A 24,105-nucleotide genomic window follows, 5' to 3' on the forward strand; every position below is an offset into this window, starting at 1 on the left:
AACGAGGCGATCGACGCCCACCAGAAGGCCGCCGCCCGTTTCACGGAACTCGGCGACAACGAGGGCGAGGGCCGGGCCCTGAACAACCTGGGCATGGCGCTGCAGCAGGTGCGGCGGTTCGACGAGGCGATCGACGCCCACCAGAAGGCCGCCACCCGTTTCGCCGAACTGGGCGAGAACGAGGGCCGGGTCCTGAACAACCTCGGCACCGCCCTGCAGTCGCGGGGCCTGTGGCGGGTGCGCAAGGGCAAGGGCCAGAGCGACGCCAAGAGCGAGGTCAGGAGCGACGCCAAGGGGCAGAGCGGACGGCTGGTGCCCCTCGTCGTGGACGCCCCCCTGTTCCCCCTGGCCTCCATGGCCGCGGAACTGGCTCCGAAGACGGAGGCCCTGGCGCTCGCACCCGCGGACGAGGAGTCGCCGGCGCCGGTCGACATCCAGGTGGAGACCAAGCGCTGGGGACGCCGCCGGAAGGTCCTGGACCCCGTGCTCTCCGACGACCTGTAGGGACGGGACCGCGCCGTCAGCGGCCGCGGACGCCGAAGCCGTACACCGTCTCCGAGCGGTACACCTCGCCCGGCCGCAGTTCCGTACGGGGGAACTGCGGCTGGTGGGGGGAGTCGGGGAAGTGCTGGGTCTCCAGCGCGATGCCGGCACCGGGCGTGAACGGGGCCGCGAGGTGGTCGGCCGTGTAGAGCTGCAGGCCCGGCTCGGTCGTCGCCACGGTCAGGGTCCGCCCGGACGCCGGCTCGTGCAGCTCGGCCACCTCCTCGGGCTGCTCGGTGACCCCCTTGTCCAGGACGAAGTTGTGGTCGTAGCCCGAGCCGACCTCGCGGGCCTCGCGGAAGTCGAAGCGGGAGCCGGACACGTGCTCCAGTGCCCCGGTGGGGATCAGGTCCGCGTCGACCGGGGTGAACCGGGACGCGGCGAGCCGCAGTTCGTGCCCGCCGGCGTCGCCTCTGTCGCGGCCGGCCAGGTTGAAGTAGCTGTGGTTGGTGAGGTTGATCACCGTCGGCGCGTCCGTCACCGCCTCGTACGCGATCCGCAGTGCGCCGGACGCGTCCAGTGTGTACGTCACCGACACCTCCAGCCGGCCCGGGAAGCCCTCCTCGCCGTGTGCGCTCACCCGGCTCAGCCGGACCCCGTGCTCGACCGGCTCCGCGTCCCACACCCGCTTGTCGAAGCCGCGCCGGCCGCCGTGCAGGGAGTTGGGCCCGTCGTTCGGCTCCAGCGGGTACTCCCGGCCGTCCAGCGGGAAGCGGGCGCCCGCGATCCGGTTGGCGTACCGGCCGACCAGGGCGCCCAGGTACGGCTCCGGGTGCGCGAGATAGCCCTCCAGGCCGGCGAACCCCAGCACCACGTCCGCCCTGTGCCCCTCACGGTCCGGTACCTCGACCGAACGCACGATCCCGCCGTACGTCAGGATCTCCACCCGTGTCCCGGCGCGCTCCAGCGTCCAGCGATGGACGTCGGTGCCGTCGGAAAGTGTGCTGAAAAGTTCGCTCATGTGGAAAACCCTAGGTGACCGGTGCCCTAGGTCACCGGACGGGGCGCGGTGATCGTCCGGTAGGCGATCGACGCGAGCCGTGCCTGGCCGTCCTTGCTCGGGTGGAACCAGTCCCAGTGGCTGAGCTGGCCGGTGCCGAAGTCGTAGTCGTAGACCGCGTTGCCGTCGAAGCGGCAGCGGCGGTCCTTGGCGCAGACCTCCTTCAGCACCTCGTTGTACTCCACCACCCGCCGTTGCACCTGGTCCCGGCGCAGGGTGGCCGCGCTGGTCAGGTCGTCCGCGTCGGCCAGCATCGACGGGCAGATGCCCAGCTTCCACACCTGCCTGCCCAGCGGGTTGGTCCGGCCCTCGGACCACAGCCGCTTGAGGTTCGGCACGCTCGCCACGTACACCTGCGCCTTGGGCAGCGTCGCACGCAGGGTGCCCAGGGCCTCCTCGAAGTCCGCGCGGAAGTCGGCCACCGACGTCATCGCCGACGCCGACGCCCGGCAGGCGTCGTTCGCCCCGACCATCACCGTCACCAACTCCGGGTCGCGGGCGGCCGCCTGGGCCATCTGGTCCGGCAGGTCCGCCATCCGGGCCCCGGTCACCGCGTAGTTCCAGCTGCGCTCCGCCGCCCCTCTCGCTCCGAGCAGCCGCACCGCCAGGCTGTCCACCCCGGCGTCACTGCCCGTCGCCCACGACACCTCGGGACAGTCCGCCAGCACCGTGCACGCGTCGAAGCCGCGCGTGATGGAGTCGCCGACCGCGGCGATCGAGTCCGGGCTGCGGTTCCACACCGGCGCGGGCTTCGCGGCCCGCGCCCTGGTGGCCTCCGGCGCCGGCGAACCCCCGCCGCCGTCGCATCCGGCGAGGCCCAGCACGGCGGCCGCCACGACGGCAAGGGCCGTCCGTGTACGGCTGCTTCGCTTCCGCATCCCCTGGTGATCCCCTCGTCGTGGCCCCGGTACGTCCTCGGTGCTTCCTCCCATGACAACGTTCGAGGGTTCCCGACCGGGCCGGCCGGAACGGACCACCCCCGTACAAGCGTCCCCCTGGGTGAATGGCGGCGGTTTCCTGGCACCGGGACCGACGGTACGTCACACTCCTTGCGCCGCCGCAGGGTAGCCTCGCCATCAACGCGGCCGTCGTGCCACTGCCGCCCAGCCAGTCCGCAAGATGTCCCGCTCTGCCCGGAGGTTCCGGTGACGACACGTGGAGTTCTGTACGTGCACTCCGCGCCGCGCGCGCTGTGCCCGCATGTCGAGTGGGCCGTCGCCGGGGTGCTCGGCACGCGCGTCAGCCTCGACTGGATCCGGCAGCCCGCGGCCCCCGGTACCTGGCGCTCGGAGTTCTCCTGGCAGGGCGAGGCCGGCACGGCCTCCAAACTCGCCTCGGCGCTGCGCGGCTGGCATCTGCTGCGCTTCGAGGTCACCGCCGAGCCCTGCCCGACCGCCGAGGGCGAGCGCTACAGCTGCACTCCCGACCTCGGCATCTTCCACGCCGTCACCGGCATCCACGGCGACATCCTCATCCCCGAGGACCGCCTTCGCGCGGCCCTCCAGCGCAGCCAGCGCGGCGAGACCGACCTGGAGGCGGAGCTGGCCAAGCTCCTCGGCAAGCCGTGGGACGACGAACTGGAGCCCTTCAGGTACGCGGGAGAGGGAGCCCCGGTGCGCTGGCTGCACCAGGTGGTCTGAACGACCGGACATGAGGCCGGACGAGGCCGGACATGAGGAAGGGCCCCCACCTGCTGGTGGGGGCCCTTCACTTACGTTCTCAGATGGTCCGGAACGCCAGGACCACGTTGTGACCGCCGAACCCGAACGAGTCGTTCAGCACGGCGACCCGGCCCTCGGGAAGCGCCCGCGGCTCACCGACGACGACATCCGCGTTGACCTCGGGGTCCAGCTCGCTCACGTTGATCGTCGGCGGAGCCGTGCGGTTCACCAGCGCCAGGATCGACGCCACGGTCTCGATACCGCCGGCACCACCCAGCAGGTGACCGGTCATCGACTTCGTCGCGGAGATCGCCATGTGATCGACGTCATCGCCGAACACCTTCCGCAGCGCCTTGATCTCGGCCACGTCACCCTGCGGCGTCGACGTGGCGTGCGCGTTCACGTGCACGATCTCGGCCGGCTTCAGATCCGTGTTGTCCAGCAGGTTCTGCAGCGCGTGCGCGATGCCGTTGCCGGACGGCTCCGGCTGCGTGATGTGGTGGCTGTCCGCGGAGATGCCCTGGCCGACCGCCTCGACGTAGATCCGCGCGCCGCGGGCCTTCGCGTGCTCCGCGGACTCCAGCACGATGACACCGGCGCCCTCACCGAGCACGAAGCCGTCACGGCCGGCGTCGTAGGGACGGGAGGCGCCCTGCGGGTCGTCGTTGTTCTTGGACATCGCCATCATGTTGCCGAACGCGGCGATGGGAAGCGGGTGGATGGCGGCCTCGGTACCACCGGCCACGACCACGTCCGCACGCCCGGTGCGGATCATCTCGATCGCGTACCCGATGGCCTCCGCGCCCGAGGCGCAGGCCGAGACCGGGGTGTGCACACCGGCGCGGGCACCCAGCTCGATCCCCACGTTGGCCGCGGGGGAGTTGGGCATCAGCATCGGCACGGTGTGCGGGGAGACACGGCGTACGCCCTTCTCCTTGAGCACGTCGTACTGGTCCAGGAGCGTCGTCACACCGCCGATGCCGGAGGCGATCACCGCACCGAGACGGTCGGGGTTCACCGACGAGTCCTCACCGGCCTTGGCGGTGAAACCGGCGTCCTTCCAGGCCTCCTGAGCGGCGATCAGCGCGAACTGCGCCGACCGGTCCAGCTTGCGGGCCTGCGGCCGGGGGATGATCTCGCCCGGCTCGACGGCGATCTGCGCCGCGATGCGGACCGGCAGCTCGGCCGCCCACTCCTGCTCGAGGACGCTGACGCCGGACTTGCCGGCGACGAGGGCCTCCCAGAACGATGCTGCGTCGCCACCCAGCGGTGTGGTTGCGCCGATACCGGTGACGACCACAGTGCGATTGGTCGGGCTCACGGGAATTCTTTCTCCAACGGATGCGGGATTCAACGGCGCCACCGCCGGGTGGCGGGGCCTTGCAGCCTGTGACCTAAGGGGTGGCTCAGGCCTGGTGCTTGAGGATGTAGTTGGTGGCGTCACCAACGGTCTTGAGGTTCTTGACATCCTCGTCCGGGATCTTCACGTCGAAGCGCTCCTCGGCGGCGACGACGACCTCGACCATGGACAGCGAGTCGACGTCCAGGTCGTCGGTGAAGGACTTGTCCAGCTGGACGTCCTCGGTGGGGATCCCGGCGATCTCGTTCACGATCTCGGCGAGACCGGCGACGATCTCTTCCTGAGTGGCGGCCATGTCAGGCGCTCCTTCTTCGATATTCCAGACGGTATTACGGCGCCCGCCGCGCAAGCGGCAGGTGGTGCTGCTCCCGCACCGGATCGCATGATCCGGCACGGAGTGCCTAGGGGAGGGTAACGACCGTGGCGGCGTAGACGAGACCCGCCCCGAATCCGATGACGAGCGCGGTGTCGCCACTCTTCGCCTCCCCGGTCGCCAGAAGCCGCTCCATAGCGAGCGGAATCGAGGCGGCCGAGGTGTTGCCGGTGGTGCGGATGTCACGGGCGACCGTGACGTGCTCCGGCAGCTTGAGCGTCTTCACCATCGAGTCGATGATCCGCACGTTGGCCTGGTGCGGGATGAAGACGTCCAGGTCGTCCGCGGTGATCCCGGCCGCGTCCAGCGCCTGCTGGGCGACCTTCGCCATCTCGAACACGGCCCAGCGGAACACCGCCTGGCCCTCCTGCGTGATCGCAGGGAACTTGACGTTCCCCTCGCTGTCGAGGGGCAGCTCGGCGAGGTCGCCGATGCGGAACCGGTCCCACGGGACGGTCTGCTTGATCGTCGCGGACTTGTCGCCCTCGGAACCCCACACGGTCGGGCCGATCGCGGGCTCCTGGGCGGGGCCGACCACGACCGCGCCGGCGCCGTCGCCGAACAGGAAGGCCGTCGCCCGGTCCTCCAGGTCGGTCAGGTCGCTGAGCCGCTCCACGCCGATGACGAGCACGTAGTCGGCGGAACCTTCCACCACCATGCCCTTGGCGAGGGTGAGGCCGTAACCGAAGCCCGCGCAGCCGGCCGAGATGTCGAAGGCGGCGGCCTTGTTCGTGCCCAGCTTGTCCGCGATCTCGGTCGCGACGGCCGGGGTCTGGCTGAAGTGCGAGACGGTCGAGACGACCACGGCACCGATCTGCTCGGCGTCGATGCCCGCGTCGGCGATCGCCTTGCCGGAGGCCTCGACGGCCATCGCGGCGACCGTCTCCTCGGGGCCTGCCCAGTGCCGGGTCTCGATGCCGGAGCGCGAGCGGATCCACTCGTCGGACGAGTCGATCTTCTCGAGGATCACCTCGTTGGGCACCACCCGGGTCGGCCGGTAGCCGCCGACACCGAGGATGCGCGCGTACGGGGCGCCCTTGCTGGGCCTGATCTTCGCCATGTACGGCTCCTTAGGCACCTGCGTGCTCGGAGATGAGCGCGCGGGCCGCGTCGAGATCGTCGGGGGTCTTGAGGGCCAGCGTCCGCACGCCGGGCAGCGCCCGCTTGGCCAGGCCGGTCAGGGTGCCGCCCGGGCACACCTCGACGAGCGCGGTGACACCCAGCTCCTTGAAGGTCTCCATGCACCGGTCCCAGCGCACGGGGTTGGCGACCTGACCGACCAGCCGCTCCAGCACCTCGGCGCCGGTGGCGACGGTCCGGCCGTCCCGGTTGGAGACGTACGGGACCTTCGGGTCGGCGGGCCTCAGCTCCACGGCGGCCTTGGCCAGCTTCTCGACGGCGGGGGCCATGTGGTGGGTGTGGAAGGCGCCGGCGACCTTCAGCGCGACGACCTTGCGGACACCCTCGGGCTTGTCCTCGTTCAGCGCGGCCAGCTGCTCCAGCGTGCCGGCGGCGACGATCTGGCCCGCGCCGTTGATGTTCGCCGGGGTCAGGCCCAGCCTCTCCAGGTGCGCGACCGACGTCTCGGGGTCGCCGCCCAGCAGCGCCGACATACCGGTCTCGGTGATCGCGGCGGCGTCGGCCATGGCCAGACCCCGCTTGCGGACCAGGCTCAGCGCGGCGGTGTCGTCCAGGACACCGGCGAAGGCGGCTGCAGTGATCTCGCCCACACTGTGGCCGGCGACCGCGCCCGGGCCGATCTCGGAGATGTCACCGAGTGCCGCGGCGGACAGGATTCCGGCGGCGACCAGCAGCGGCTGGGCCACCGCGGTGTCCCGGATGGCGTCGGCGTCGGCCTGGGTGCCGTAGTGGACGAGGTCCAGTCCGATGGCGTCCGACCACGCGGCGACGCGGTCCGCGGCACCGGGAAGGTCGAGCCAGGGGGTCAGGAAGCCGGGCGTCTGGGCGCCCTGGCCGGGAGCGACGAGTACGAGCACTCTCACACTCTCTCTTGGGGACGGCCGGAGCCGCCCGTGGGGACAGGGACGAAGAACACGAAGGGGTTTTGTGGACCCCCCACAAAACCCTATGCCTGGGCTTCACCATCGGCCAGACGCCCCAGGATGAGCGCGATCCGCAGTGTGAACGCGGATCGTACATCGGAGGGCGACCAACCGGTGACATCAGTCACACGTCGGAGCCGGTAGCGCACGGTGTTCGGGTGAACGAAGAGCATCCGGGCCGCGCCTTCCAGACTGCTCGCCTGCTCCAGGTAGACACTCAGTGTTTCCAGCAGCGCCGAGCCCGCTTCCTCCAGCGGTCTGTAGATCTCCTCCACCAGCTGCTCGCGGGCGCTCGGATCGCCCGCGATCGCCCGCTCCGGCAGCAGATCGTCCGCCAGCACCGGCCGCGGTGCGTCCTGCCAGGCGGAACACGCCTTCAGCCCCGCGGCGGCGGCCTGCGCGGACCGAGTGGCGGCCAGCAGATCGGGGACGACGGGCCCCGCCACGACCGGCCCGGCGGCGAACGGCCCGATCAGCGACTTGGCCACGGCCAGCGGGTTGGCGCTGCCGCCGGCGATGACCACGAGCCGGGCCCCGAGGACCCCGGTGAGCACCTGGAGCTTGGCGTGCCGGGAGGCCCGCCGGATGGCCTCGACGGTCAGCTCGCTGTCCCCGTCGGGCGCGGTCCCCAGCACCACGCACACATGCTCGGGCGAGTTCCAGCCGAGCGCGGCGGCCCGGCTGACGGCCCCCTCGTCGGCCTCCCCGCTGAGCACCGCGTTCACCACCAGCGACTCCAGACGCGCGTCCCAGGCACCGCGTGCCTCGGCGGCCTGGGCGTACACCTGGGCGGTGGCGAAGGCGATCTCGCGGGCGTACACGAGCAGCGCCTCGCGCAGCACGCTCTCGTCGCCGGGCGCGGCCACCTCGTCGATGGCGCTCTCCATGACCTCGATGGTGGTGCGCACCATCTCCACGGTCTGCCGCAGCGTGATGGCCCGGGTCAGCTCCCGCGGCGCGGTCCCGAAGACGTCCGTGGAGATCGCCTGCGGGGCGTCCGGGTGCCGGAACCACTCGGTGAAGGCCGCGATGCCCGCCTGGGCCACGAGCCCGATCCAGGAACGGTTCTCCGGGGGCATGGCCCGGTACCACGGCAGGGTCTCGTCCATGCGCGCGATGGCCTGCGCGGCAAGGCTGCCGGAGGACTTCTCCAGCCGCCTCAGGGTCGCGGTGTGCGAGTGGACGTCGTGCGGTGTGGGGACGCTGCGGTGGGATTCGGGTTCGGGCACGGGGACAAGACTGCCTTATCCGGACTAGGCCGTGCGCCGCCGGGTCGTGCTTGCCGGCGTTCACTCTCCCGTGGCCCGGTCGGCGGGCGCCGTCCGGCGGCTACCGTGGGGGTCGTGATGGACGTACGGCGCGCCGACGAGCGCTACCGCGGAGGGGACCCGGAGACCGGCATCGACTCCCGCCACGCCTTCTCCTTCGGCCCGCACTACGACCCCGGCAACGTGCGCTTCGGCGCGCTGATCGCCTGCAACGAGGAGCGGCTCGCGCCCGGCGCCGGCTTCGACGAACACCCGCACAGCCACACCGAGATCGTGACCTGGGTGGTCGAGGGCGAGCTGACCCACCGGGACTCCACCGGTCACGCGACGACCGTCGCTCCCGGAGACGTCCAGCACCTCAGCGCGGCCGCCGGCGTCCGGCACGCCGAACGCAACGACGGCGACACCCCGCTGACCTTCGTGCAGACCTGGCTGGCCCCGCTGACCCCGGGCGGCACCCCGTCCTACGAGCTGGTTCCCGGCATCGCCGACTCCGCGCCGTACACCGTCCCCGCGGCCGGTGCCCTGCTGCACGTGCGCCGCCTGGCGCCGGGGGAGCGTACGGCCGTGCCCGACGCCGCCTACGTGTACGCGCACGTGGTGCGCGGGGACGTACGGATGGCCGGCGAGGCCCTGGGCCCCGGTGACTCGGCGCGGATCACCGGGGAGGCGGGCCTGGAGGTGGAAGGGGTCACGCCGGCCGAGCTGCTGCTGTGGGAGATGACCGGCTGAGCGGCGCCGTACCGCTCACTCCTTCGCGGCGGGCTCCTCGGCGTTCCGCCACACCGTGATGTCCACCGTCATGTAGTCGCCGAGGTCGGACTTGGGCGCGGTGCCCTGGAAGGTGACCAGGGCGACGTGGCCGGACGTGGTGTGCACGCACAGCTGGGAACCCTGGGACAGCTGGGAGAGCTTGGCCTCCTGCGCGTACCGGGTCTCGGAGCGGCAGGTGTCGAGCGAGCCCTGCTGCGCGTTGTTCAGCAGGACGAGCTTCTGGCCGCTGCTGCCGAGCATCTTCTCGTCGCCGAAGCCGTTGGTCTCGTAGAAGAGGTCGGCGTCGTCGACGTACCGGGCGCCGGTCTCGTCGTACAGCGGCTTGGGCGGCGAGTCCGCGAACCGCACGTAGTAGTTCATCGGGATGTCGATGCCCTTGAAGGAGATCGGCTTGGGGTCGGGCCGGGCCGAAGGGCTGCCGGAACCGGTGTCCGAGCCGGAGCCGGAGCCGGATCCGGTGTCCGAGCCGGTGTTCGAGCCGGAGTGCGCGGCCGAGCCCTTCGCGGAGCCGCCGGTGGCCTTGTCCTTCGAGTCGCCGCCCGCCTTGCTGAGGTAGAAGGCGCCGCCCCCGCCGACCAGCACTGCCGCCACGACGACCGCGGCGATCACGCCGATCCGGTTCCCCCGTCGCGGCCGGGACGGGGACTGCGGCTGGGGCTGCGGCTGGGCCCCGGGCCAGGGAGCGGCCGGGGAGGCGGCGGCCGGCGGCCCGTACGACCGCGGCGGCGCCGGGGTGTGCGGTGGCGGCGTGTGCGGTGCGGCCGCCGTCGGCGCGGTGTGCGGTGCGGCCACCGTCGGCATCGCGTGCGGTGCCGGCTGGTCGACCTGGGTCACCGGCGCGGTCGGCGGCGGTGCCGGTACCGCCGCGGTGGGCGCGCCCGCGGGCGGGGTGGCCGGCGGTACCGGTATCGCGGTGGCGGGCTGGGTCACCGGTGCGGTCGGCGGAGGCGGCGGTACCGCCCCGGTGGGGTGGGTCACGGGTGCGGTGGCCGGCGGTGCCTGGGTCGGCGGGGCGGGCTGGGCCGCCAGCGCGGCGGACGCCGAGACCCGCCGGGTGATCTGGGTGCCGATCGCCTCCGGCAGCCACTCGCCGGACTGGCGCAGACCGCCCGGGGACGCCTCCTGGCACAGTGCGATGATCTCCGCGGGGGACGGACGGTCCGCCGGTTCCTTCGCCAGGCAGCGGGCGACGAACCCGAGCGTGTCCGGCAGGCCGGTGAGGTCGGGTTCCTCGTGCACGATCCGGTACAGCACGGCGTGCGAGGGCCCGTCGCCGTAGGCGCCGGTGCCGCGGGCCGCGAACGCGGCGACCTGGCCGAGCGCGAACACGTCCGACGCGGGCGTGATCTCCTTGCCGGCGGCCTGTTCCGGCGACATGAAGGCGGGGGTGCCGACGGAGACGCCGGTGCCGGTGAGGGCCGTGGCATCGGTGGCCCGCGCGATGCCGAAGTCGATGACCCGCGGGCCGTCGCCGGCCAGCAGCACGTTGGACGGCTTCAGGTCACGGTGCACGATGCCCGCGCCGTGGATGACCGACAGGGCCTCCGCCACGCCCGCGACCAGCAGCAGGAGCGTGGGCACCGGCAGCCGGCCGTGCTCGGCGACGGCCGCCGCCAGCGAGGGGCCGGGCACGTAGGCGGTGGCCAGCCAGGGCCGTTCGCCCTCGGTGTCGTAGTCGATGACCGGCGCGGTGTAGAAGCCCTGCACGCGCTGCGCGGCCTGTACCTCCTGCCGGAACCTGCGGCGGAACTCGGGGTCCTCGCTCAGTTCCGGCCGGATCGTCTTGAGGGCGATCGGATGCCCTCCGGGGGTGTACGACAGGTACACCGTGCCCATGCCACCCGATCCGAGGCGTGCCGCGAGCCGATAGCCCGCCACCGCCTGTGGGTCGCCACTCTCCAACGGCCGGAACTGGCCGTCCGCTTGAAGCCCGCCCATCACTCTCCCCCGATGCCTGTGCGTGTGATCTCGTGGTGCACGGGGGAGGGTATCGGACCGCGTTCAGCTCTCGCCGCGTGACTCCACAAGCACCGCGTCCGTGAGAACCGGCCACGCCTCGACCGCCCAGGGCCCGAACGCCCGGTCCGTCAGCGCCACGGTGGCCAGCCCGGCGTCGGGGTCGACCCACAGGAACGTGCCGGACTGCCCGAAGTGCCCGAAGGTCCGCGGCGACGACGAACCGCCCGTCCAGTGCGGCGACTTGGCGTCGCGGATCTCGAAACCGAGCCCCCAGTCGTTCGGGTTCTGGTGTCCGTACCCCGGCAGCACCCCCTTGGTGCCCGGGTACTGCACGGTCATCGCCTGCGCCACCGTGCGCGGGTCCAGCAGCCGCGGCGCCTGCACCTCGGCCGCGAACCGCAGCAGGTCCGCCACCGTCGAGACACCGTCCTTGGCCGGTGAGCCGTCCAGCGACGTGGCCGTCATCCCCAGCGGCTCCAGGACGGCCTGCCGCAGATACTCCGCGAACGGGATCTCCGTCGCCTTGGCGATGTGGTCCCCGAGCTGCTCGAAACCGGCGTTGGAGTACAGCCGGCGCTCCCCGGGCGGTGCCGTCACCCGGTGCTCGTCGAAGGCCAGCCCGGAGGTGTGCGCGAGCAGGTGGCGCACCGTCGACCCGGGCGGACCGGCCGGCTCGTCCAGCTCGACGGCGCCCTCCTCGTAGGCGACGAGCGCCGCGTAGGCCGCCAGCGGCTTGGTGACCGAGGCGAGCGGGAAGCGGTGCCCGACGGGGCCGTGCGTCCCGAGGACGGTCCCGTCGGCTCGTACGACGCCCGCCGCGGCGGTGGGGACGGGCCAGTTCTCGATCAGCGTCAGGCTCTGCAACGACATGCCGGCGAGCCTATGCGGCTCACAGCTCCAACCGCATCGAGGGGTCGGGCTTGCGCACGAAACCCAGCGAGGCGTACAGCGGCTCGGCCGCGGCGGACGCGTTGAGGTCGACCTGCCGGGCGCCTCGCGCGCGGAACCACTCCAGCAGTTCCTCCATGCACGCGCGCGCGTGGCCGCGCCGCCGGGCGTCGGGGTCGGTCGCGACACTGAAGACGTGACCGACGCGCCCGTGCGGATTGCCGGTCCTGCCGATGCGGTACTCAAGCGACCCGGCCGCCAGCGCCGCCAGCGCCCCCGTCCGGTCGGGACGGTCGACGACGAAGGCCACGAAGTCCCCGTCCTGTTCGGCGAGCCGGTCCCGGAGGGTGGGCAGGGACTCGGCGTGCCAGTCGGCCGGGCCACCTCCCGGCGCGAACACCGAATCGATCATGACCTGACGCAGCCGCAGCACTTCGGGGGCGTCCTCGGGCAGGGCCCGGCGCACAAGACTCATGGGCCGCACGTTAACCACCGGCCCCGGGCTACGTCGCGCCGTTTCCTGACCGGGCCCGCTTGCTTGGAGTGCACTCGAAGGCCATAGCGTGGAGCCATGACGGTGATGCAGACCACGCCAGCGGACACCGCGACCACCACGACCCCCGCCGACACCTGCTCAGCCCCGCCCCGGCGCCACCCACGCCCCGACGGTCAGGACCGCTACACGATCAGCGAGGTCGTCGCGTTCACCGGCCTGACCGCGCACACCCTGCGCTGGTACGAGCGGATCGGCCTGATGCCGCACGTCGACCGCTCGCACACCGGGCAGCGCCGCTACCGCAACCGCGACCTGGACTGGCTGGACTTCGTGACCAAGCTGCGGCTGACCGGCATGCCGGTGGCGGACATGGTCCGGTACGCGGAGCTGGTGAGGGAGGGCGAGACCACGTACACGGAGCGGCGGGACCTGCTGGAGTCGACCCGCAGGGACGTGCTGGCCCGGATCGCGGAACTCCACGACACCCTCGCCGTCCTCGACCGGAAGATCAGCTTCTACTCGGCGGAGGCGCCGGCGTCCTGAGGGGCGCGGGGCTGTGCCGGCAGGCCCGCTAGAGCTGGGCGAGCAGCTCCGCCTTCTTGGAGGAGAACTCCTCGTCGGTGACCAGCCCGGCCTGGTGCAGCTCGCCGAGGTGCCGGATCCGTTCGGCGATGTCGGCGGGGTCGCGCCGGGACGGGGCGGGTACCGCCGCCACGGGGCCCCGGTTCCGCACGGCCGCCAGCACCGCCGCCGCGAACGGCAGCGACTCGTGCACCGGCCCGTACCCGAGCCCGAAGACCACCGATGCCGGGTCCTGGTCGGGCTGCGTCGCCCGGCCGGAGGCGGGCTCCCGCGGAAGCAGCCGCAGATGCCCCTCGAAGATCTCCGGCGAGCGCCACTCCACACCGCTGAGGCCGGCGACCGGGAAGCTCTGGTCGCCCGCCTTCCACTTCGCCGAGGACGCCCCGGTCCACGACCAGCGGAACTGCACGGACGTCCCGTCGAAGGACGCCTTCCCGTCGTACGCCTTGAAGTGCAGAGGCGCCCCGGGTGCCGCGACCAGGTGCCGTTCGCAGGGGCCGGACTGCGTCAGCAGCCCCTTCAGCTCGTCGGCGTAGTACTCGGCGAGGGTCTCCCGCTCGGCGGGCAGGACCAGCCGGTAGGGGTCGGAGCCCTCCTTGAGCTGCCCGGCCGCCGCCTCCATCAGCGGGTCGGCGCCGGCGCGCGGCACGAGGCGCAGGGCGACGGTGCCGCGCTTGCCCGGCGTGAGCGTCGCGTCCTCGACCGCGGACAGCGGGATCCGCCGTTCCCCGAGCGCCTGGAAGAGCTTCGGTGTTCGAATCCCCCGTTCGTAACGGATGAGCACGGAGTCGGACTCGAACTCCCAGACGGCATGAAAACCCGCCAGTACGTCACCCATGCGGCTCATCGTATGCGGCACGTGCTCCTCCGTCGCCACCCGCGCAGACCGCACTTCCTGCTGTTTCTACGCGCGTCCGGCCGTCATGGTGCCGGGCAGACCGGCCCGGCACGCATCGTTCTCGCGTGCGCACGTCACCGCGTCGTAGGCGCCCACCCCGACGTCGGCGAGGTTGCGCAGACTGTCCGTGCCCGGCTGGAAGTAGCCGGCGTGTCCTTGCGCGTCCCGCGCGGACAGCACGCGCGCGCCGAATCCCGAGGACACCGGATCGGCCCCGTGCCCGAGCCCGCCGAGTTCCAGGTACGGAACGTCCTGCACCCAGTCGGTGGCGTCCCGCATGGCCCACACCCGGGCCGTGGTGCCCAGATGGGACGCCTTGGTGACCCGCATGCCGGGGCTCGCGGCCACCGCTATGTCGGTCACCCGGCGCGGCATGCCGTTCGCGGCCACCCCGCAGACCACGGAACCGTAGCTGTGGCAGACCATCGCCACCCGGGCGCGGTCGGGCAGGGCCCGCAGCAGGCCGTTCAGCCGTACGGCCCCCTCCTGGGCGCGCAGTCCGGTGGCCGCGTCCACGCCGAGTCCGTCGGGGGAGGTGTAGTCGGCCCAGGCGATCACGGCCGTACGGGTCGTGGGGCTCGCCGCGCGCTCGGCCGCGTACAGCGCCTTCGCCATGCCGACCGGGGCGCTGTACTTGCGATTCGTCCTCTGGAAGGTGAGCAGATCGGTGTCGACGCCGGGGACGACCACCGAGATCCGCTCCGCCCGGTCGAGATCCCCGAAGACCTCGGCGACCCGGCCCGAGCCCTGTGGGTCGAAGGCCAGGATGTGCCGGGCGGGATCCAGCAGGGACTCGTAGCGGCTCATGCGGCGGCCGGCGTCCTGCTGCCCGGCCACGCTGAGCCTGCTGTCGTGCATGCGTTTCTTCTCGACCTTGCGCGCCTGCTGCAGCGCGCGGCGGTTGGCCTGGTAGCGCAGGGGGGCGGGGGCGCCGTTCATGTTGCCGACCGCGAGCGGGTAACGGTGGGCGAGACGGTCGCGGTCCTGCTGGGTGAGCGAGGCGAAGAAACGGGTGAGCCGTGCCGGGTCGGACTCGGGGTCCGGCAGGGGGACTCCATGGAGGCGGCCGTGCTCCCACTTGGTGAGCGAGGCCTGCAGAGCTGTCGACTCCCGGTGACTGCGCAGGGCGGTCCAGCCGGTGGTCGCGAGCATCACGAACACCACGGCCAGCGCCAGCAGTGCGCGCCAGACGTTGAGTTGCGGGGAGGTGTCGAAGGAAGTCACTGGGAGGACACACTAGGAGAACGGGAGGGTCTCGCGGTAACCGAGTGACAGGGATCACGTTTCGGTGAACGTCGAACGCCGTGCCGACGATCCACCGGACGCACACTCGGTCGATCTTGGGGTCGTCCTGCCAACGACCTCAGGTGCCACCCCAGTTCCCGGTCAGCGCGGAACCCACCTGATCGAGGTACGACGACGTGAGCGTGCGCATCGCCTCCAGGCTGACGTCCCCGCTCGCGCTCCACTGCCGTTCGGTGACCCTTATCACCCCGCCGAACACGGCCACGGCCAGCCGCGGCCGCGGGTCGGCGTCCACGTCGACACCCTCCCGCTCGGCCAGCAGGCGCGCGATCGTCTCCTCCGTGGCGGCCGAGCGGCGCAGGTGGGCGGCGAGCAGCGCGGGCGTCGACTCGATGGTCCGGTACATGCGCAGGTACAGCTCGACCGGGACGGCCGACTCGACGGTCTCCCGGATGGCGTCCCAGCCCTGCAGCATCGCCTGCCGCAGGGCCTCCATCGGCGCCTCGTGCGGCGGGCGGGCGCGCACGGCCGCCACGAAGCGTGCCTCCGTCGTCTCCTGGACCGCGAAGGCGGCGTCCTCCTTGCCGGCGAAGTAGCGGAAGAAGGTGCGCTGGGAGACGTCGACGGCCTCGGCGATCTCGTCGATGGTCGTGTGCTCGTACCCCTGGGTGGTGAACAGTTCGAGAGCGGCCCGCAGCAGTGCTTCCCGGGTACGCCGCTTCTTGCGCTCGCGCAGCGTCTCCATGGTCTCTCTCCCGTGAACGTTCCGCCGGCTCAGCCTATGCTCCGGCGTCTTGTCAGTTACCGACTTGTGAATTGGTTTGTCAATTGTCAGTGGCTGTCACTAGCCTCGAAGGTATGACTAGTCAGACCGCCATCGACGCCACGGGGCCGGGGGGCAAGGCACCGGCAGCCCCGTCGGAGCCGGCCCCGGCCGCGGGGCTGCGCGGCCATCCGTGGCTCACTCTGCTCACCGTCGCCGTAGGGGTCATGATGGTGGCCCTCGACGGCACCATCGTGGCGATCGCCAACCCTGCGATCGCGAAGGACCTGCACGCGAGCTTCTCGGACGTGCAGTGGATCACCAACGCCTACTTCCTCGCCCTCGCGGTCGCCCTGATCACCGCGGGCAAGCTCGGTGACCGCTTCGGCCACCGCCAGACCTTCCTCGTCGGTGTCACCGGCTTCGCCGCGGCCTCGGGCGCCATCGGCCTGTCGAACAGCATCGCCGCGGTCGTCACCTTCCGTGTCTTCCAGGGCCTGTTCGGCGCGCTGCTGATGCCGGCCGCGCTCGGCCTGCTGCGCGCCACCTTCCCGGCCGAGAAGCTCAACATGGCGATCGGCATCTGGGGCATGGTGATCGGCGCGTCCACCGCGGGCGGCCCGATCCTCGGCGGCGTCCTCGTCGAGCACGTCAACTGGCAGTCGGTGTTCTTCATCAACGTGCCGGTCGGTGTGCTCGCACTCGTCCTCGGCGTGCTGATCCTGCTGGACCACCGCGCCGAGAACGCCCCGCGCTCCTTCGACGTGCCCGGCATCGCCCTGCTCTCGGGCGCGATGTTCTGCCTGGTGTGGGCGCTCATCAAGGCCCCGACCTGGGGCTGGGGCGACGGCATGACCTGGACGTTCATCGTCGCCTCGGTGGTGCTCTTCGTCCTCTTCTCCGTCTGGGAGACGAAGGTCGCGGAACCGCTGGTGCCGCTGGGCCTGTTCCGCTCGGTCCCGCTGTCCGCGGGTGTCGTCCTGATGGTCCTGATGGCCATCGCCTTCATGGGCGGCCTGTTCTTCGTGACGTTCTACCTCCAGAACGTCCACGGCATGAGCCCCATCGACGCGGGTCTGCACCTGCTGCCGCTCACCGGCATGATGATCGTCGGCTCCCCGCTCGCGGGCGCCGCGATCACCAAGCTCGGCCCGCGCATCCCGCTGGCCGGCGGTATGGCCGCGACCGCGATCGCCATGTACGGCATGTCGACCCTCGACGCCGGCACCGGCAGCGGCGTGATGTCCATCTGGTTCGCCCTGCTCGGCCTCGGCCTCGCGCCGGTCATGGTCGGCGCCACCGAGGTCATCGTGGGCAACGCCCCCATGGAGCTGTCCGGTGTGGCGGGCGGTCTCCAGCAGGCGGCCATGCAGATCGGCGGCAGCCTCGGTACGGCGGTGCTGGGTGCCGTGATGGCCTCCAAGGTCGACAGCGACCTGCCCGGCAACTGGGCCGGCGCCGGGCTGCCGAAGCTGCCCCCGACGCAGCTGGACCAGGCCTCCGAGGCGGTCCAGGTCGGTGTGGCCCCGGTGGCGAAGGGCACGCCGGAGCCGATCGTCGCGAAGATCACCCAGGTGGCCCACGACACCTTCATCTCCGGCATGAGCCTCGCCTCGCTGGTCGCGGCGGGCGTGGCGGCGGTCGCCGTCCTGGTCGCGCTGTTCACCAAGCGGGGCGCGAACGCGGAGGCGGGCGCGGGCGTGGGCCACATCTGACCCGCGTTCTCCCGCCTCTTCCGGGCGGAGTTCGCCTATCAGGGTGACTCCGCTAAAGATTCCTCGCCCTCGGCGCGCGCCGCAGGTCACAGTGGGTCAAGTCCTCCGCAGGACATGGGAGGACGGCCGGGCCGTGGTGCGCGCCGCCGGAGGGGGGCGGCGCGCGCAGGTCTGCCCCGGCGCAACCGGGGTACCCGCACACCGAAGCCGAACTGTCCCAAGACCTCAGGGAGTTGATGATGGCAGGCTTCGGGCACGGAACGCGCGGGTACCCCCGGTCACGTGGCCGCATGGGGCAACGGACCGGGCCGGACCGTGCGACGCTCGGGATCATCGGAACCGTCTGCGCGGTGGCCGGCTTCTTCGCGCTGGGCATCGTCCTCGGCCCGGTCGCGATGTTCTGCGGCTGGCAGTCCATGGGCCGCAGGTGGTCGAACGACCACAACGTCCCGGCCCTGGTGGCCCTGATCCTGGGCGCGATCGACACGTTGCTGGCCATCGTCGCCCTGGTGGGCGCGGCCACGTGGAGCCACGGCGTTCTGTAGCGTGGCCGCTGCGCTGCTCCGGCCGACGGTGCCCCGCGGTCGCGACCCGGGCCCGTCCGGCGACCGAGGGCGCGTGGGGACCGGTCGCGCGGTTCCCCGCGCCCCTTCGGGGCGTCTGCCCCGCCTCGGCGCAGGGCAGCCGCTCAACGCCGTTGCTCTTCGCGCGCGGCCAGCCGAGCCACCTCCGCCCGCAGCAGGCGGACCTCCTCGGCCAGAGAGGCGATCGCCTCCGTCTGCCGCCGCTCCTCCACGTCGTCCTTCTCGAACCGCGCGATGAACCACGTGGCGATGTTCGCGGTCACCACACCCAGCAGCGCGATCCCCGACAGCATCAGCCCGACCGCGATCATCCGCCCGAGCCCGGTCGTGGGCGCGTGATCCCCGTATCCCACGGTCGTCATCGTCGTGAACGACCACCACACCGCGTCACCCAGCGTCCGGATGTTCCCGTTCGGCGAGTCCCGCTCCACGGACAGCACCGCCAGCGACCCGAACATCAGCAGTCCGACCACGGAACCGACGACGTACGTGGTCAGCCGGATCTGCGGAGCCATCCGCGCCCGCCGCCCCACCAGCAGCAGCGTCGACACCAGCCGCAGCAGCCGCAGCGGCTGCAGGAGCGGCAGCACCACGGCGCACAGGTCGAGCCAGTGCCGCCGTACGAACTCCCTGCGCCGGGGCGCGAGGGCGAGCCGCACCACGTAGTCCACCGCGAACGCCCCCCACACCACCCACTCGACGGCCGTGCAGGCGGCCGTCAGCGAGTAGCCCGCGGAACCGTCCACGATCGGCACCGCGTACGCCACGGCGAAAGCCACCGCCAGCGCCAGCAGGGGCCGTTGGGTGTGCCGTTCCCAGGCCGTCTGCGCCGAATGTCGTTCCATGCCCGCATCGTAAAGAAAAGGTAAGGGCGGTGGAGAATCGGACTCCACCGCCCATCAGCGCCCGAAGAGGCGCGGGGAACCGCGCGACCAGCACCCGCCGGCCCGCGGATTCCCACGGCCCTTCGCCGGCCGTAGCCGAGCGCGGCGGCTACGCGTCGCCGCCCGCGACCCCCGGGTCCGCCGCCGAGACGTCCAGCAGCTGGTACCGGTCGATGGCCTGCTTCAGCACGGACCGGTCGACCTTGCCCTCGCGCGCCAGCTCGGTCAGCACGGCGACCACGATCGACTGGGCGTCGATGTGGAAGAAGCGGCGCGCCGCCCCGCGGGTGTCCGCGAAGCCGAAGCCGTCCGCGCCCAGCGACTGGTACGTGCCCGGCACCCACCGCGCGATCTGGTCCGGAACCGATCGCATCCAGTCGGACACGGCCACGAACGGACCCTCGGATCCGCCGAGCTTCCGTGTCACGTACGGCACCCGCTGCTCCTCCTCCGGATGCAGCAGGTTGTGCTCCTCGCACTCCACGGCCTCGCGGCGCAGCTCGTTCCAGGAGGTCGCGGACCACACGTCCGCCTTGACGTTCCACTCCTCGGCGAGGATCTTCTGCGCCTGAAGCGCCCACGGCACCGCGACCCCGGACGCCATGACCTGCGCCGGGATGGAGCCGCCGGTGCCCGCGCTGATCCGGTGGACACCCTTGACGATGCCCTCCACGTCCACGTCCGCGGGCTCGGCCGGGTGCTGGATGGGCTCGTTGTAGACGGTGAGGTAGTAGAAGACGTCCTCGCCGTGCGGGTGCTCGGCCGAGCTGCCGTACATGCGGCGCAGGCCGTCCTGCACGATGTGCGCGATCTCGTAGGCGTACGCCGGGTCGTACGCCACGCACGCCGGGTTGGTCGAGGCGAGCAGCTGCGAATGGCCGTCCGCGTGCTGCAGACCCTCACCGGTCAGGGTCGTACGACCGGCGGTCGCACCCAGTACGAAACCACGCGCCAGCTGGTCGGCCATCTGCCAGAACTGGTCACCGGTGCGCTGGAAACCGAACATCGAGTAGAAGACGTACACCGGGATCAGCGGCTCGCCGTGTGTGGCGTACGCCGAGCCGGCCGCGATCAGCGAGGCCGTGCAGCCCGCCTCGGAGATGCCGTCGTGCAGCATCTGGCCGGTCGGCGACTCCTTGTAGGCCAGGAGCAGCTCCCGGTCCACCGACTCGTACTGCTGCCCCAGCGGGTTGTAGATCTTCGCACTCGGGAAGAAGGAGTCCATGCCGAACGTGCGGTACTCGTCCGGTGCGATCAGCACGAATCGCTTGCCGATCTCCTTGTCCCGCATGAGGTCCTTGAGGAGACGCACGAAGGCCATGGTCGTCGCGATGGACTGCTGGCCCGTGCCCTTCTTCACGGTCGCGTACGCCTTGTCGTCCGGCAGCGCGAGCGGCTCGGAGCGCACGACGCGGGTCGGGACGTAACCGCCGAGCCCCTTGCGGCGGTCGTGCATGTACTGGATCTCCTCCGAGTCCCGGCCCGGGTGGTAGTACGGCGGCAGGCCGGACTCCAGCTGCTGGTCGGAGATCGGCAGGTGCAGGCGGTCGCGGAAGCGCTTGAGGTCGTCGACCGTCAGCTTCTTCATCTGGTGCGTGGCGTTGCGGCCCTCGAAGTTCGGGCCCAGCGTCCAGCCCTTGACCGTCTTGGCCAGGATGACCGTCGGCTGGCCCTTGTGCTCCTTGGCCGCCTTGAACGCCGCGTAGATCTTGCGGTGGTCGTGACCGCCGCGGCCCAGGTGCAGGATCTGGTCGTCGGTCATGTTCTCGACCATGGCGCGCAGCCGGTGGTCGTCGCCGAAGAAGTGCCGGCGGATGTAGTCGCCGGACTCGGTGGCGTAGGTCTGGAACTGCCCGTCCGGCGTCGTGTTCATCTTGTTGACGAGGATGCCGTCCCGGTCCTGCGCGAGCAGCGGGTCCCAGGTGCGGTCCCAGATCAGCTTGATCACGTTCCAGCCGGCGCCCCGGAAGACCGACTCCAGCTCCTGGATGATCTTGCCGTTGCCGCGCACCGGGCCGTCGAGCCGCTGCAGGTTGCAGTTGACCACGAAGGTCAGGTTGTCCAGGCCCTCCCGGGCGGCCAGGGTGAGCTGGCCGAGTGACTCGGGCTCGTCCATCTCGCCGTCGCCGAGGAACGCCCACACGTGGGACGCGGAGGTGTCCGCGATGCCGCGCGCCTCCATGTAGCGGTTCATCCGCGCCTGGTAGATCGCGCCGAGCGGGCCGAGGCCCATGGAGACCGTCGGGAACTCCCAGAAGTCCGGCATCGAGCGCGGGTGCGGGTAGCTCGACAGGCCCTCGGGGTACTTCGACTTCTCCTGGCGGAAGCCGTCGAGCTGGTTCTCGGTGAGCCGGTCGAGCAGATAGGCGCGCGCGTAGATGCCGGGGGAGGCGTGGCCCTGGAAGAAGACCTGGTCGCCACCGTCGCCCTCGTCCTTGCCGCGGAAGAAGTGGTTGAAGCCGACGTCGTACAGCGAGGCGGAGGAGGCGAACGTGGCGATGTGGCCGCCGACACCGATGCCGGGGCGCTGGGCGCGCGAGACCATCACGGCCGCGTTCCAGCGGGTCGCGTTCAGGATCCGGCGCTCGATCTCCTCGTTGCCCGGGAAGAACGGCTCGCTCTTGGTGGGGATCGTGTTGACGTAGTCCGTGCTGCGCATCTCGGGGACGGCCACGCGCCTCTCGCGGGCCCGCTCGATGAGGCGGAGCATGAGATAGCGGGCTCGTTCCCGGCCGCGCTCGTCGACGGCGGCGTCGAGGGAGTCGAGCCACTCCTGGGTCTCTTCGGGATCGAAGTCAGGAACCTGACTCGGAAGGCCGCCAATGATGATCGGGTTGCGATCGGATCCGGAAGCCACGCTGTTCCTTACCTGTCAGAGGGCCGCTTTTTCTGGAGTTTCCTACTCGTGTCTACACCGTTCCCCATCGTGTACCTCGGGAAGGCGTACGTCATCTCTACCCCGGGGTAACCGGGGCGCAGGACTGGTCAAAACGCAACGATACGCCCGCGGTGTGACGCGCATGGCAAAGTTGTTCGAGGTGCGCGACACCGGATGATTCCGAACCTCGCAAACCGGGCACATCGGAGTGATGTGGGTCGCGCGAAATCGGGATACGGTGCCAGGGGTTGCGGCGACACGGCCGGGATCGTCACCGTTTCGGCGGTCCCGAAGGCCGGGTACTTGCGCGATCCGCCCCGCACGTGTGGACTACGGCCAATGCTTCGCGCACGCGCGTGGCTGAGTTATTCATCAAGACATGATCAGGAGGCAACCCGTGAGCGCGACCGCGGACCACGCGGAGGAGCGGACCAACCCTGCCGCCAGGCTGGGTTTCCAGCCCGGGCAGGTGGTCCAGGAGATCGGCTACGACGACGACGTCGATCAGGAGCTCCGCGAGGCCATCGAGGAAGCCATCGAGGGCGACCTGATGGACGAGGAATACGACGACGTGGCCGACGCCGTTGTGCTGTGGTTCCGTGACGACGACGGCGACCTGACGGATGCGCTGGTCGATGCCACCACGTACATCGAGGAGGGCGGCACGATCCTGCTGCTCACGCCGAAGACCGGCCGTTCGGGGTACGTGGAGCCGAGCGACATCCAGGACGCCGCCACGACGGCCGGCCTGACGGCCTCGAAGAGCGTCAGTGTGGGCAAGGACTGGAGCGGCTCGCGTCTGGCGACGCCGAAGGCCGCGAAGTCCGGCAAGAGGTAGGCCGTCTCGTCCCCAGCACCGGACGGGCCGAGATCGCTCGGTCCGTCCGGAGGTCTGCGGTGATCGCTGCGTAGGGTGGAGGCGAGCGCTTTGGTGCGCTCTCACCCGAACAGCCCACCGAAGGGATGCACGACGATGGCGATCCAGGTCGGAGACAAGGCGCCCGACTTCGAACTCAAGGACAACCACGGCCGCACCGTGAAGCTCTCGGACTTCCGCGGCGAGAAGAACGTGGTGGTGCTCTTCTATCCCTTCGCCTTCACCGGCGTGTGCACCGGCGAGCTGTGCGAGCTGCGCGACAACCTGCCCCGTCTGGCGGACCGCGACACCCAGCTGCTCGCCGTCTCCAACGACTCCATCCACACCCTGCGCGTCTTCGCCGAGCAGGAGGGCCTGGAGTACCCGCTGCTCAGCGACTTCTGGCCGCACGGCAACGTCTCGCGCGCGTACGGCGTCTTCGACGAGGACAAGGGCTGCGCCGTCCGTGGCACCTTCATCGTCGACAAGGAGGGCGTCGTGCGGTGGACCGTGGTCAACGGCCTTCCGGACGCCCGGGACCTGGACGACTATGTGAAGGCGCTCGACACCCTGTGAGCCGACCGTGGTCGACACCTGTGATTCTTCGGCTCCAGGGTCTGCGGGAGGCGGGAACCCGTCACTAGGATCGGCACGTTGATCCCATATCCGAAGCACACGGGGCTTCCGGCCCCTGGACACCACATGGAGGACCCGTGGGAGTCAGCCTCAGCAAGGGCGGCAACGTATCGCTGACGAAGGAGGCCCCGGGCCTGACCGCCGTCATCGTCGGTCTGGGCTGGGACGTGCGCACCACGACCGGCACGGACTTCGACCTCGACGCGAGCGCGCTGCTGCTGAACAACTCCGGCAAGGTCGCGAGCGACCAGCACTTCATCTTCTTCAACAACCTCAAGAGCCCCGACGGCTCGGTCGAGCACACCGGTGACAACATCACCGGTGAGGGCGAGGGCGACGACGAGCAGATCAAGGTCAACCTGGCCGGCGTCCCGGCCGACGTCGAGAAGATCGTCTTCCCGGTGTCGATCTACGACGCCGAGAACCGCCAGCAGTCCTTCGGACAGGTCCGCAACGCGTTCATCCGCGTCGTGAACCAGGCCGGCGAACAGGAGATCGCCCGGTACGACCTGAGCGAGGACGCCTCCACCGAGACCGCCATGGTCTTCGGTGAGCTGTACCGGCACGGCGCGGAGTGGAAGTTCCGCGCCATCGGCCAGGGCTACGCCTCCGGCCTGCGCGGCATCGCGCAGGACTTCGGCGTCAACGTCTGATCCCGGCAGGGTTCCGACGCCCCCAC

Annotated in this window: 24 protein-coding genes; 9 read left to right on the forward strand and 15 right to left on the reverse strand. The window is 71.0% G+C overall.

Features of this window, described 5'->3' with window-relative positions:
- Window positions 1-504, forward strand: a 504-nt coding sequence (locus ACZ5CW_RS18460) for a tetratricopeptide repeat protein (protein WP_468602471.1), incomplete at its 5' end; no start/stop codon positions are given.
- 16 nt (window positions 505-520) lie between these two features.
- On the opposite strand, the gene ACZ5CW_RS18465 is transcribed toward ACZ5CW_RS18460, so the two are convergent.
- Window positions 521-1,504: an aldose epimerase family protein gene (locus ACZ5CW_RS18465; RefSeq protein WP_468602473.1), complete on the reverse strand. Its 984-nt coding sequence runs from the start codon at window positions 1,502-1,504 to the stop codon at window positions 521-523.
- 26 nt (window positions 1,505-1,530) lie between these two features.
- Entirely contained in the window at window positions 1,531-2,421 is an 891-nt protein-coding gene (locus ACZ5CW_RS18470; RefSeq protein WP_468602475.1) for an SGNH/GDSL hydrolase family protein, read from the reverse strand.
- 267 nt (window positions 2,422-2,688) lie between these two features.
- Here ACZ5CW_RS18470 and ACZ5CW_RS18475 point away from each other — a divergent pair, with 267 nt between their 5' ends.
- A complete protein-coding gene (locus tag ACZ5CW_RS18475) occupies window positions 2,689-3,183 on the forward strand; it encodes a DUF3145 domain-containing protein (protein WP_468602477.1) in 495 nt (164 codons plus the stop codon).
- 79 nt (window positions 3,184-3,262) lie between these two features.
- Here the strand turns inward: ACZ5CW_RS18475 and fabF are convergent, their stop codons facing one another.
- From fabF to ACZ5CW_RS18500, 5 genes are all read right to left on the reverse strand, one after another.
- Window positions 3,263-4,525, reverse strand: a complete 1,263-nt coding sequence (gene fabF, locus ACZ5CW_RS18480; protein ID WP_468602479.1) for a beta-ketoacyl-ACP synthase II — start codon at window positions 4,523-4,525, stop codon at window positions 3,263-3,265.
- 85 nt (window positions 4,526-4,610) lie between these two features.
- Window positions 4,611-4,859: an acyl carrier protein gene (locus ACZ5CW_RS18485; protein WP_133921367.1), complete on the reverse strand. Its 249-nt coding sequence runs from the start codon at window positions 4,857-4,859 to the stop codon at window positions 4,611-4,613.
- Between the two features lie 106 nt (window positions 4,860-4,965).
- Window positions 4,966-5,997 carry a beta-ketoacyl-ACP synthase 3 gene (locus tag ACZ5CW_RS18490; RefSeq protein ID WP_468602482.1) on the reverse strand — a complete coding sequence of 344 codons (1,032 nt, stop codon included), beginning with the start codon at window positions 5,995-5,997 and terminating at the stop codon, window positions 4,966-4,968.
- 10 nt (window positions 5,998-6,007) lie between these two features.
- Window positions 6,008-6,934, reverse strand: coding sequence for an ACP S-malonyltransferase (locus tag ACZ5CW_RS18495; protein WP_468602484.1), 927 nt, complete (start codon window positions 6,932-6,934; stop codon window positions 6,008-6,010).
- A gap of 89 nt (window positions 6,935-7,023) precedes the next feature.
- Window positions 7,024-8,229, reverse strand: a complete 1,206-nt coding sequence (locus ACZ5CW_RS18500; RefSeq protein WP_468602486.1) for a PucR family transcriptional regulator — start codon at window positions 8,227-8,229, stop codon at window positions 7,024-7,026.
- Window positions 8,230-8,346: 117 nt separating this feature from the next.
- Between ACZ5CW_RS18500 and ACZ5CW_RS18505 the strand changes: the two genes are divergently transcribed.
- Window positions 8,347-9,000, forward strand: a complete 654-nt coding sequence (locus tag ACZ5CW_RS18505; protein ID WP_468602577.1) for a pirin family protein — start codon at window positions 8,347-8,349, stop codon at window positions 8,998-9,000.
- A gap of 15 nt (window positions 9,001-9,015) precedes the next feature.
- On the opposite strand, the gene ACZ5CW_RS18510 is transcribed toward ACZ5CW_RS18505, so the two are convergent.
- From ACZ5CW_RS18510 to ACZ5CW_RS18520, 3 genes are all read right to left on the reverse strand, one after another.
- The gene (locus ACZ5CW_RS18510) at window positions 9,016-10,980 is read right to left on the reverse strand and encodes a serine/threonine-protein kinase (RefSeq protein ID WP_468602488.1); all 1,965 of its coding nucleotides are present in this window, start codon (window positions 10,978-10,980) and stop codon (window positions 9,016-9,018) included.
- 63 nt (window positions 10,981-11,043) lie between these two features.
- On the reverse strand, window positions 11,044-11,871 hold the full coding sequence (locus ACZ5CW_RS18515) for a serine hydrolase domain-containing protein (RefSeq protein ID WP_468602490.1): 828 nt from the start codon (window positions 11,869-11,871) through the stop codon (window positions 11,044-11,046).
- Window positions 11,872-11,890: 19 nt separating this feature from the next.
- Window positions 11,891-12,364 (reverse strand): GNAT family N-acetyltransferase, encoded by a 474-nt coding sequence (locus ACZ5CW_RS18520; protein WP_468602492.1) that lies wholly within the window; start codon window positions 12,362-12,364, stop codon window positions 11,891-11,893.
- Window positions 12,365-12,460: 96 nt separating this feature from the next.
- Between ACZ5CW_RS18520 and ACZ5CW_RS18525 the strand changes: the two genes are divergently transcribed.
- Complete coding sequence (locus ACZ5CW_RS18525) at window positions 12,461-12,928, forward strand: MerR family transcriptional regulator (protein WP_468602494.1); 468 nt, start codon at window positions 12,461-12,463, stop codon at window positions 12,926-12,928.
- A gap of 28 nt (window positions 12,929-12,956) precedes the next feature.
- Here ACZ5CW_RS18525 and ACZ5CW_RS18530 read toward each other — a convergent pair whose 3' ends face one another.
- From ACZ5CW_RS18530 to ACZ5CW_RS18540, 3 genes are all read right to left on the reverse strand, one after another.
- Window positions 12,957-13,805, reverse strand: coding sequence for a DUF4429 domain-containing protein (locus tag ACZ5CW_RS18530; protein ID WP_468602496.1), 849 nt, complete (start codon window positions 13,803-13,805; stop codon window positions 12,957-12,959).
- A 66-nt stretch (window positions 13,806-13,871) separates the two neighbouring features.
- Window positions 13,872-15,089, reverse strand: a complete 1,218-nt coding sequence (locus ACZ5CW_RS18535) for an alpha/beta hydrolase (RefSeq protein ID WP_468602498.1) — start codon at window positions 15,087-15,089, stop codon at window positions 13,872-13,874.
- Window positions 15,090-15,228: 139 nt separating this feature from the next.
- Window positions 15,229-15,855, reverse strand: coding sequence for a TetR family transcriptional regulator (locus ACZ5CW_RS18540; protein ID WP_468602500.1), 627 nt, complete (start codon window positions 15,853-15,855; stop codon window positions 15,229-15,231).
- Window positions 15,856-15,968: 113 nt separating this feature from the next.
- Here ACZ5CW_RS18540 and ACZ5CW_RS18545 point away from each other — a divergent pair, with 113 nt between their 5' ends.
- Both ACZ5CW_RS18545 and ACZ5CW_RS18550 read left to right on the forward strand, forming a co-directional pair.
- The gene (locus tag ACZ5CW_RS18545) at window positions 15,969-17,588 is read left to right on the forward strand and encodes an MFS transporter (protein WP_468602502.1); all 1,620 of its coding nucleotides are present in this window, start codon (window positions 15,969-15,971) and stop codon (window positions 17,586-17,588) included.
- A gap of 239 nt (window positions 17,589-17,827) precedes the next feature.
- Window positions 17,828-18,133, forward strand: a complete 306-nt coding sequence (locus tag ACZ5CW_RS18550) for a small hydrophobic protein (protein WP_468602504.1) — start codon at window positions 17,828-17,830, stop codon at window positions 18,131-18,133.
- A 143-nt stretch (window positions 18,134-18,276) separates the two neighbouring features.
- Here ACZ5CW_RS18550 and ACZ5CW_RS18555 read toward each other — a convergent pair whose 3' ends face one another.
- Window positions 18,277-19,017 carry a potassium channel family protein gene (locus ACZ5CW_RS18555; protein WP_468602506.1) on the reverse strand — a complete coding sequence of 247 codons (741 nt, stop codon included), beginning with the start codon at window positions 19,015-19,017 and terminating at the stop codon, window positions 18,277-18,279.
- A 148-nt stretch (window positions 19,018-19,165) separates the two neighbouring features.
- Window positions 19,166-21,913 carry a pyruvate dehydrogenase (acetyl-transferring), homodimeric type gene (gene aceE, locus ACZ5CW_RS18560; RefSeq protein WP_468602508.1) on the reverse strand — a complete coding sequence of 916 codons (2,748 nt, stop codon included), beginning with the start codon at window positions 21,911-21,913 and terminating at the stop codon, window positions 19,166-19,168.
- Between the two features lie 418 nt (window positions 21,914-22,331).
- Between aceE and ACZ5CW_RS18565 the strand changes: the two genes are divergently transcribed.
- The 3 genes from ACZ5CW_RS18565 (at window position 22,332) to ACZ5CW_RS18575 (ending at window position 24,079) form a co-directional block, all read left to right on the forward strand.
- Complete coding sequence (locus ACZ5CW_RS18565; protein WP_468602510.1) at window positions 22,332-22,772, forward strand: DUF3052 domain-containing protein; 441 nt, start codon at window positions 22,332-22,334, stop codon at window positions 22,770-22,772.
- Window positions 22,773-22,907: 135 nt separating this feature from the next.
- A complete protein-coding gene (locus ACZ5CW_RS18570; protein WP_468602512.1) occupies window positions 22,908-23,366 on the forward strand; it encodes a peroxiredoxin in 459 nt (152 codons plus the stop codon).
- Window positions 23,367-23,503: 137 nt separating this feature from the next.
- Window positions 23,504-24,079 carry a calcium homeostasis/redox stress adaptation protein gene (locus ACZ5CW_RS18575; protein WP_468602514.1) on the forward strand — a complete coding sequence of 192 codons (576 nt, stop codon included), beginning with the start codon at window positions 23,504-23,506 and terminating at the stop codon, window positions 24,077-24,079.
- Window positions 24,080-24,105 lie beyond the last annotated feature (26 nt).

The organism is Streptomyces sp. NPDC031379, assembly GCF_055569615.1.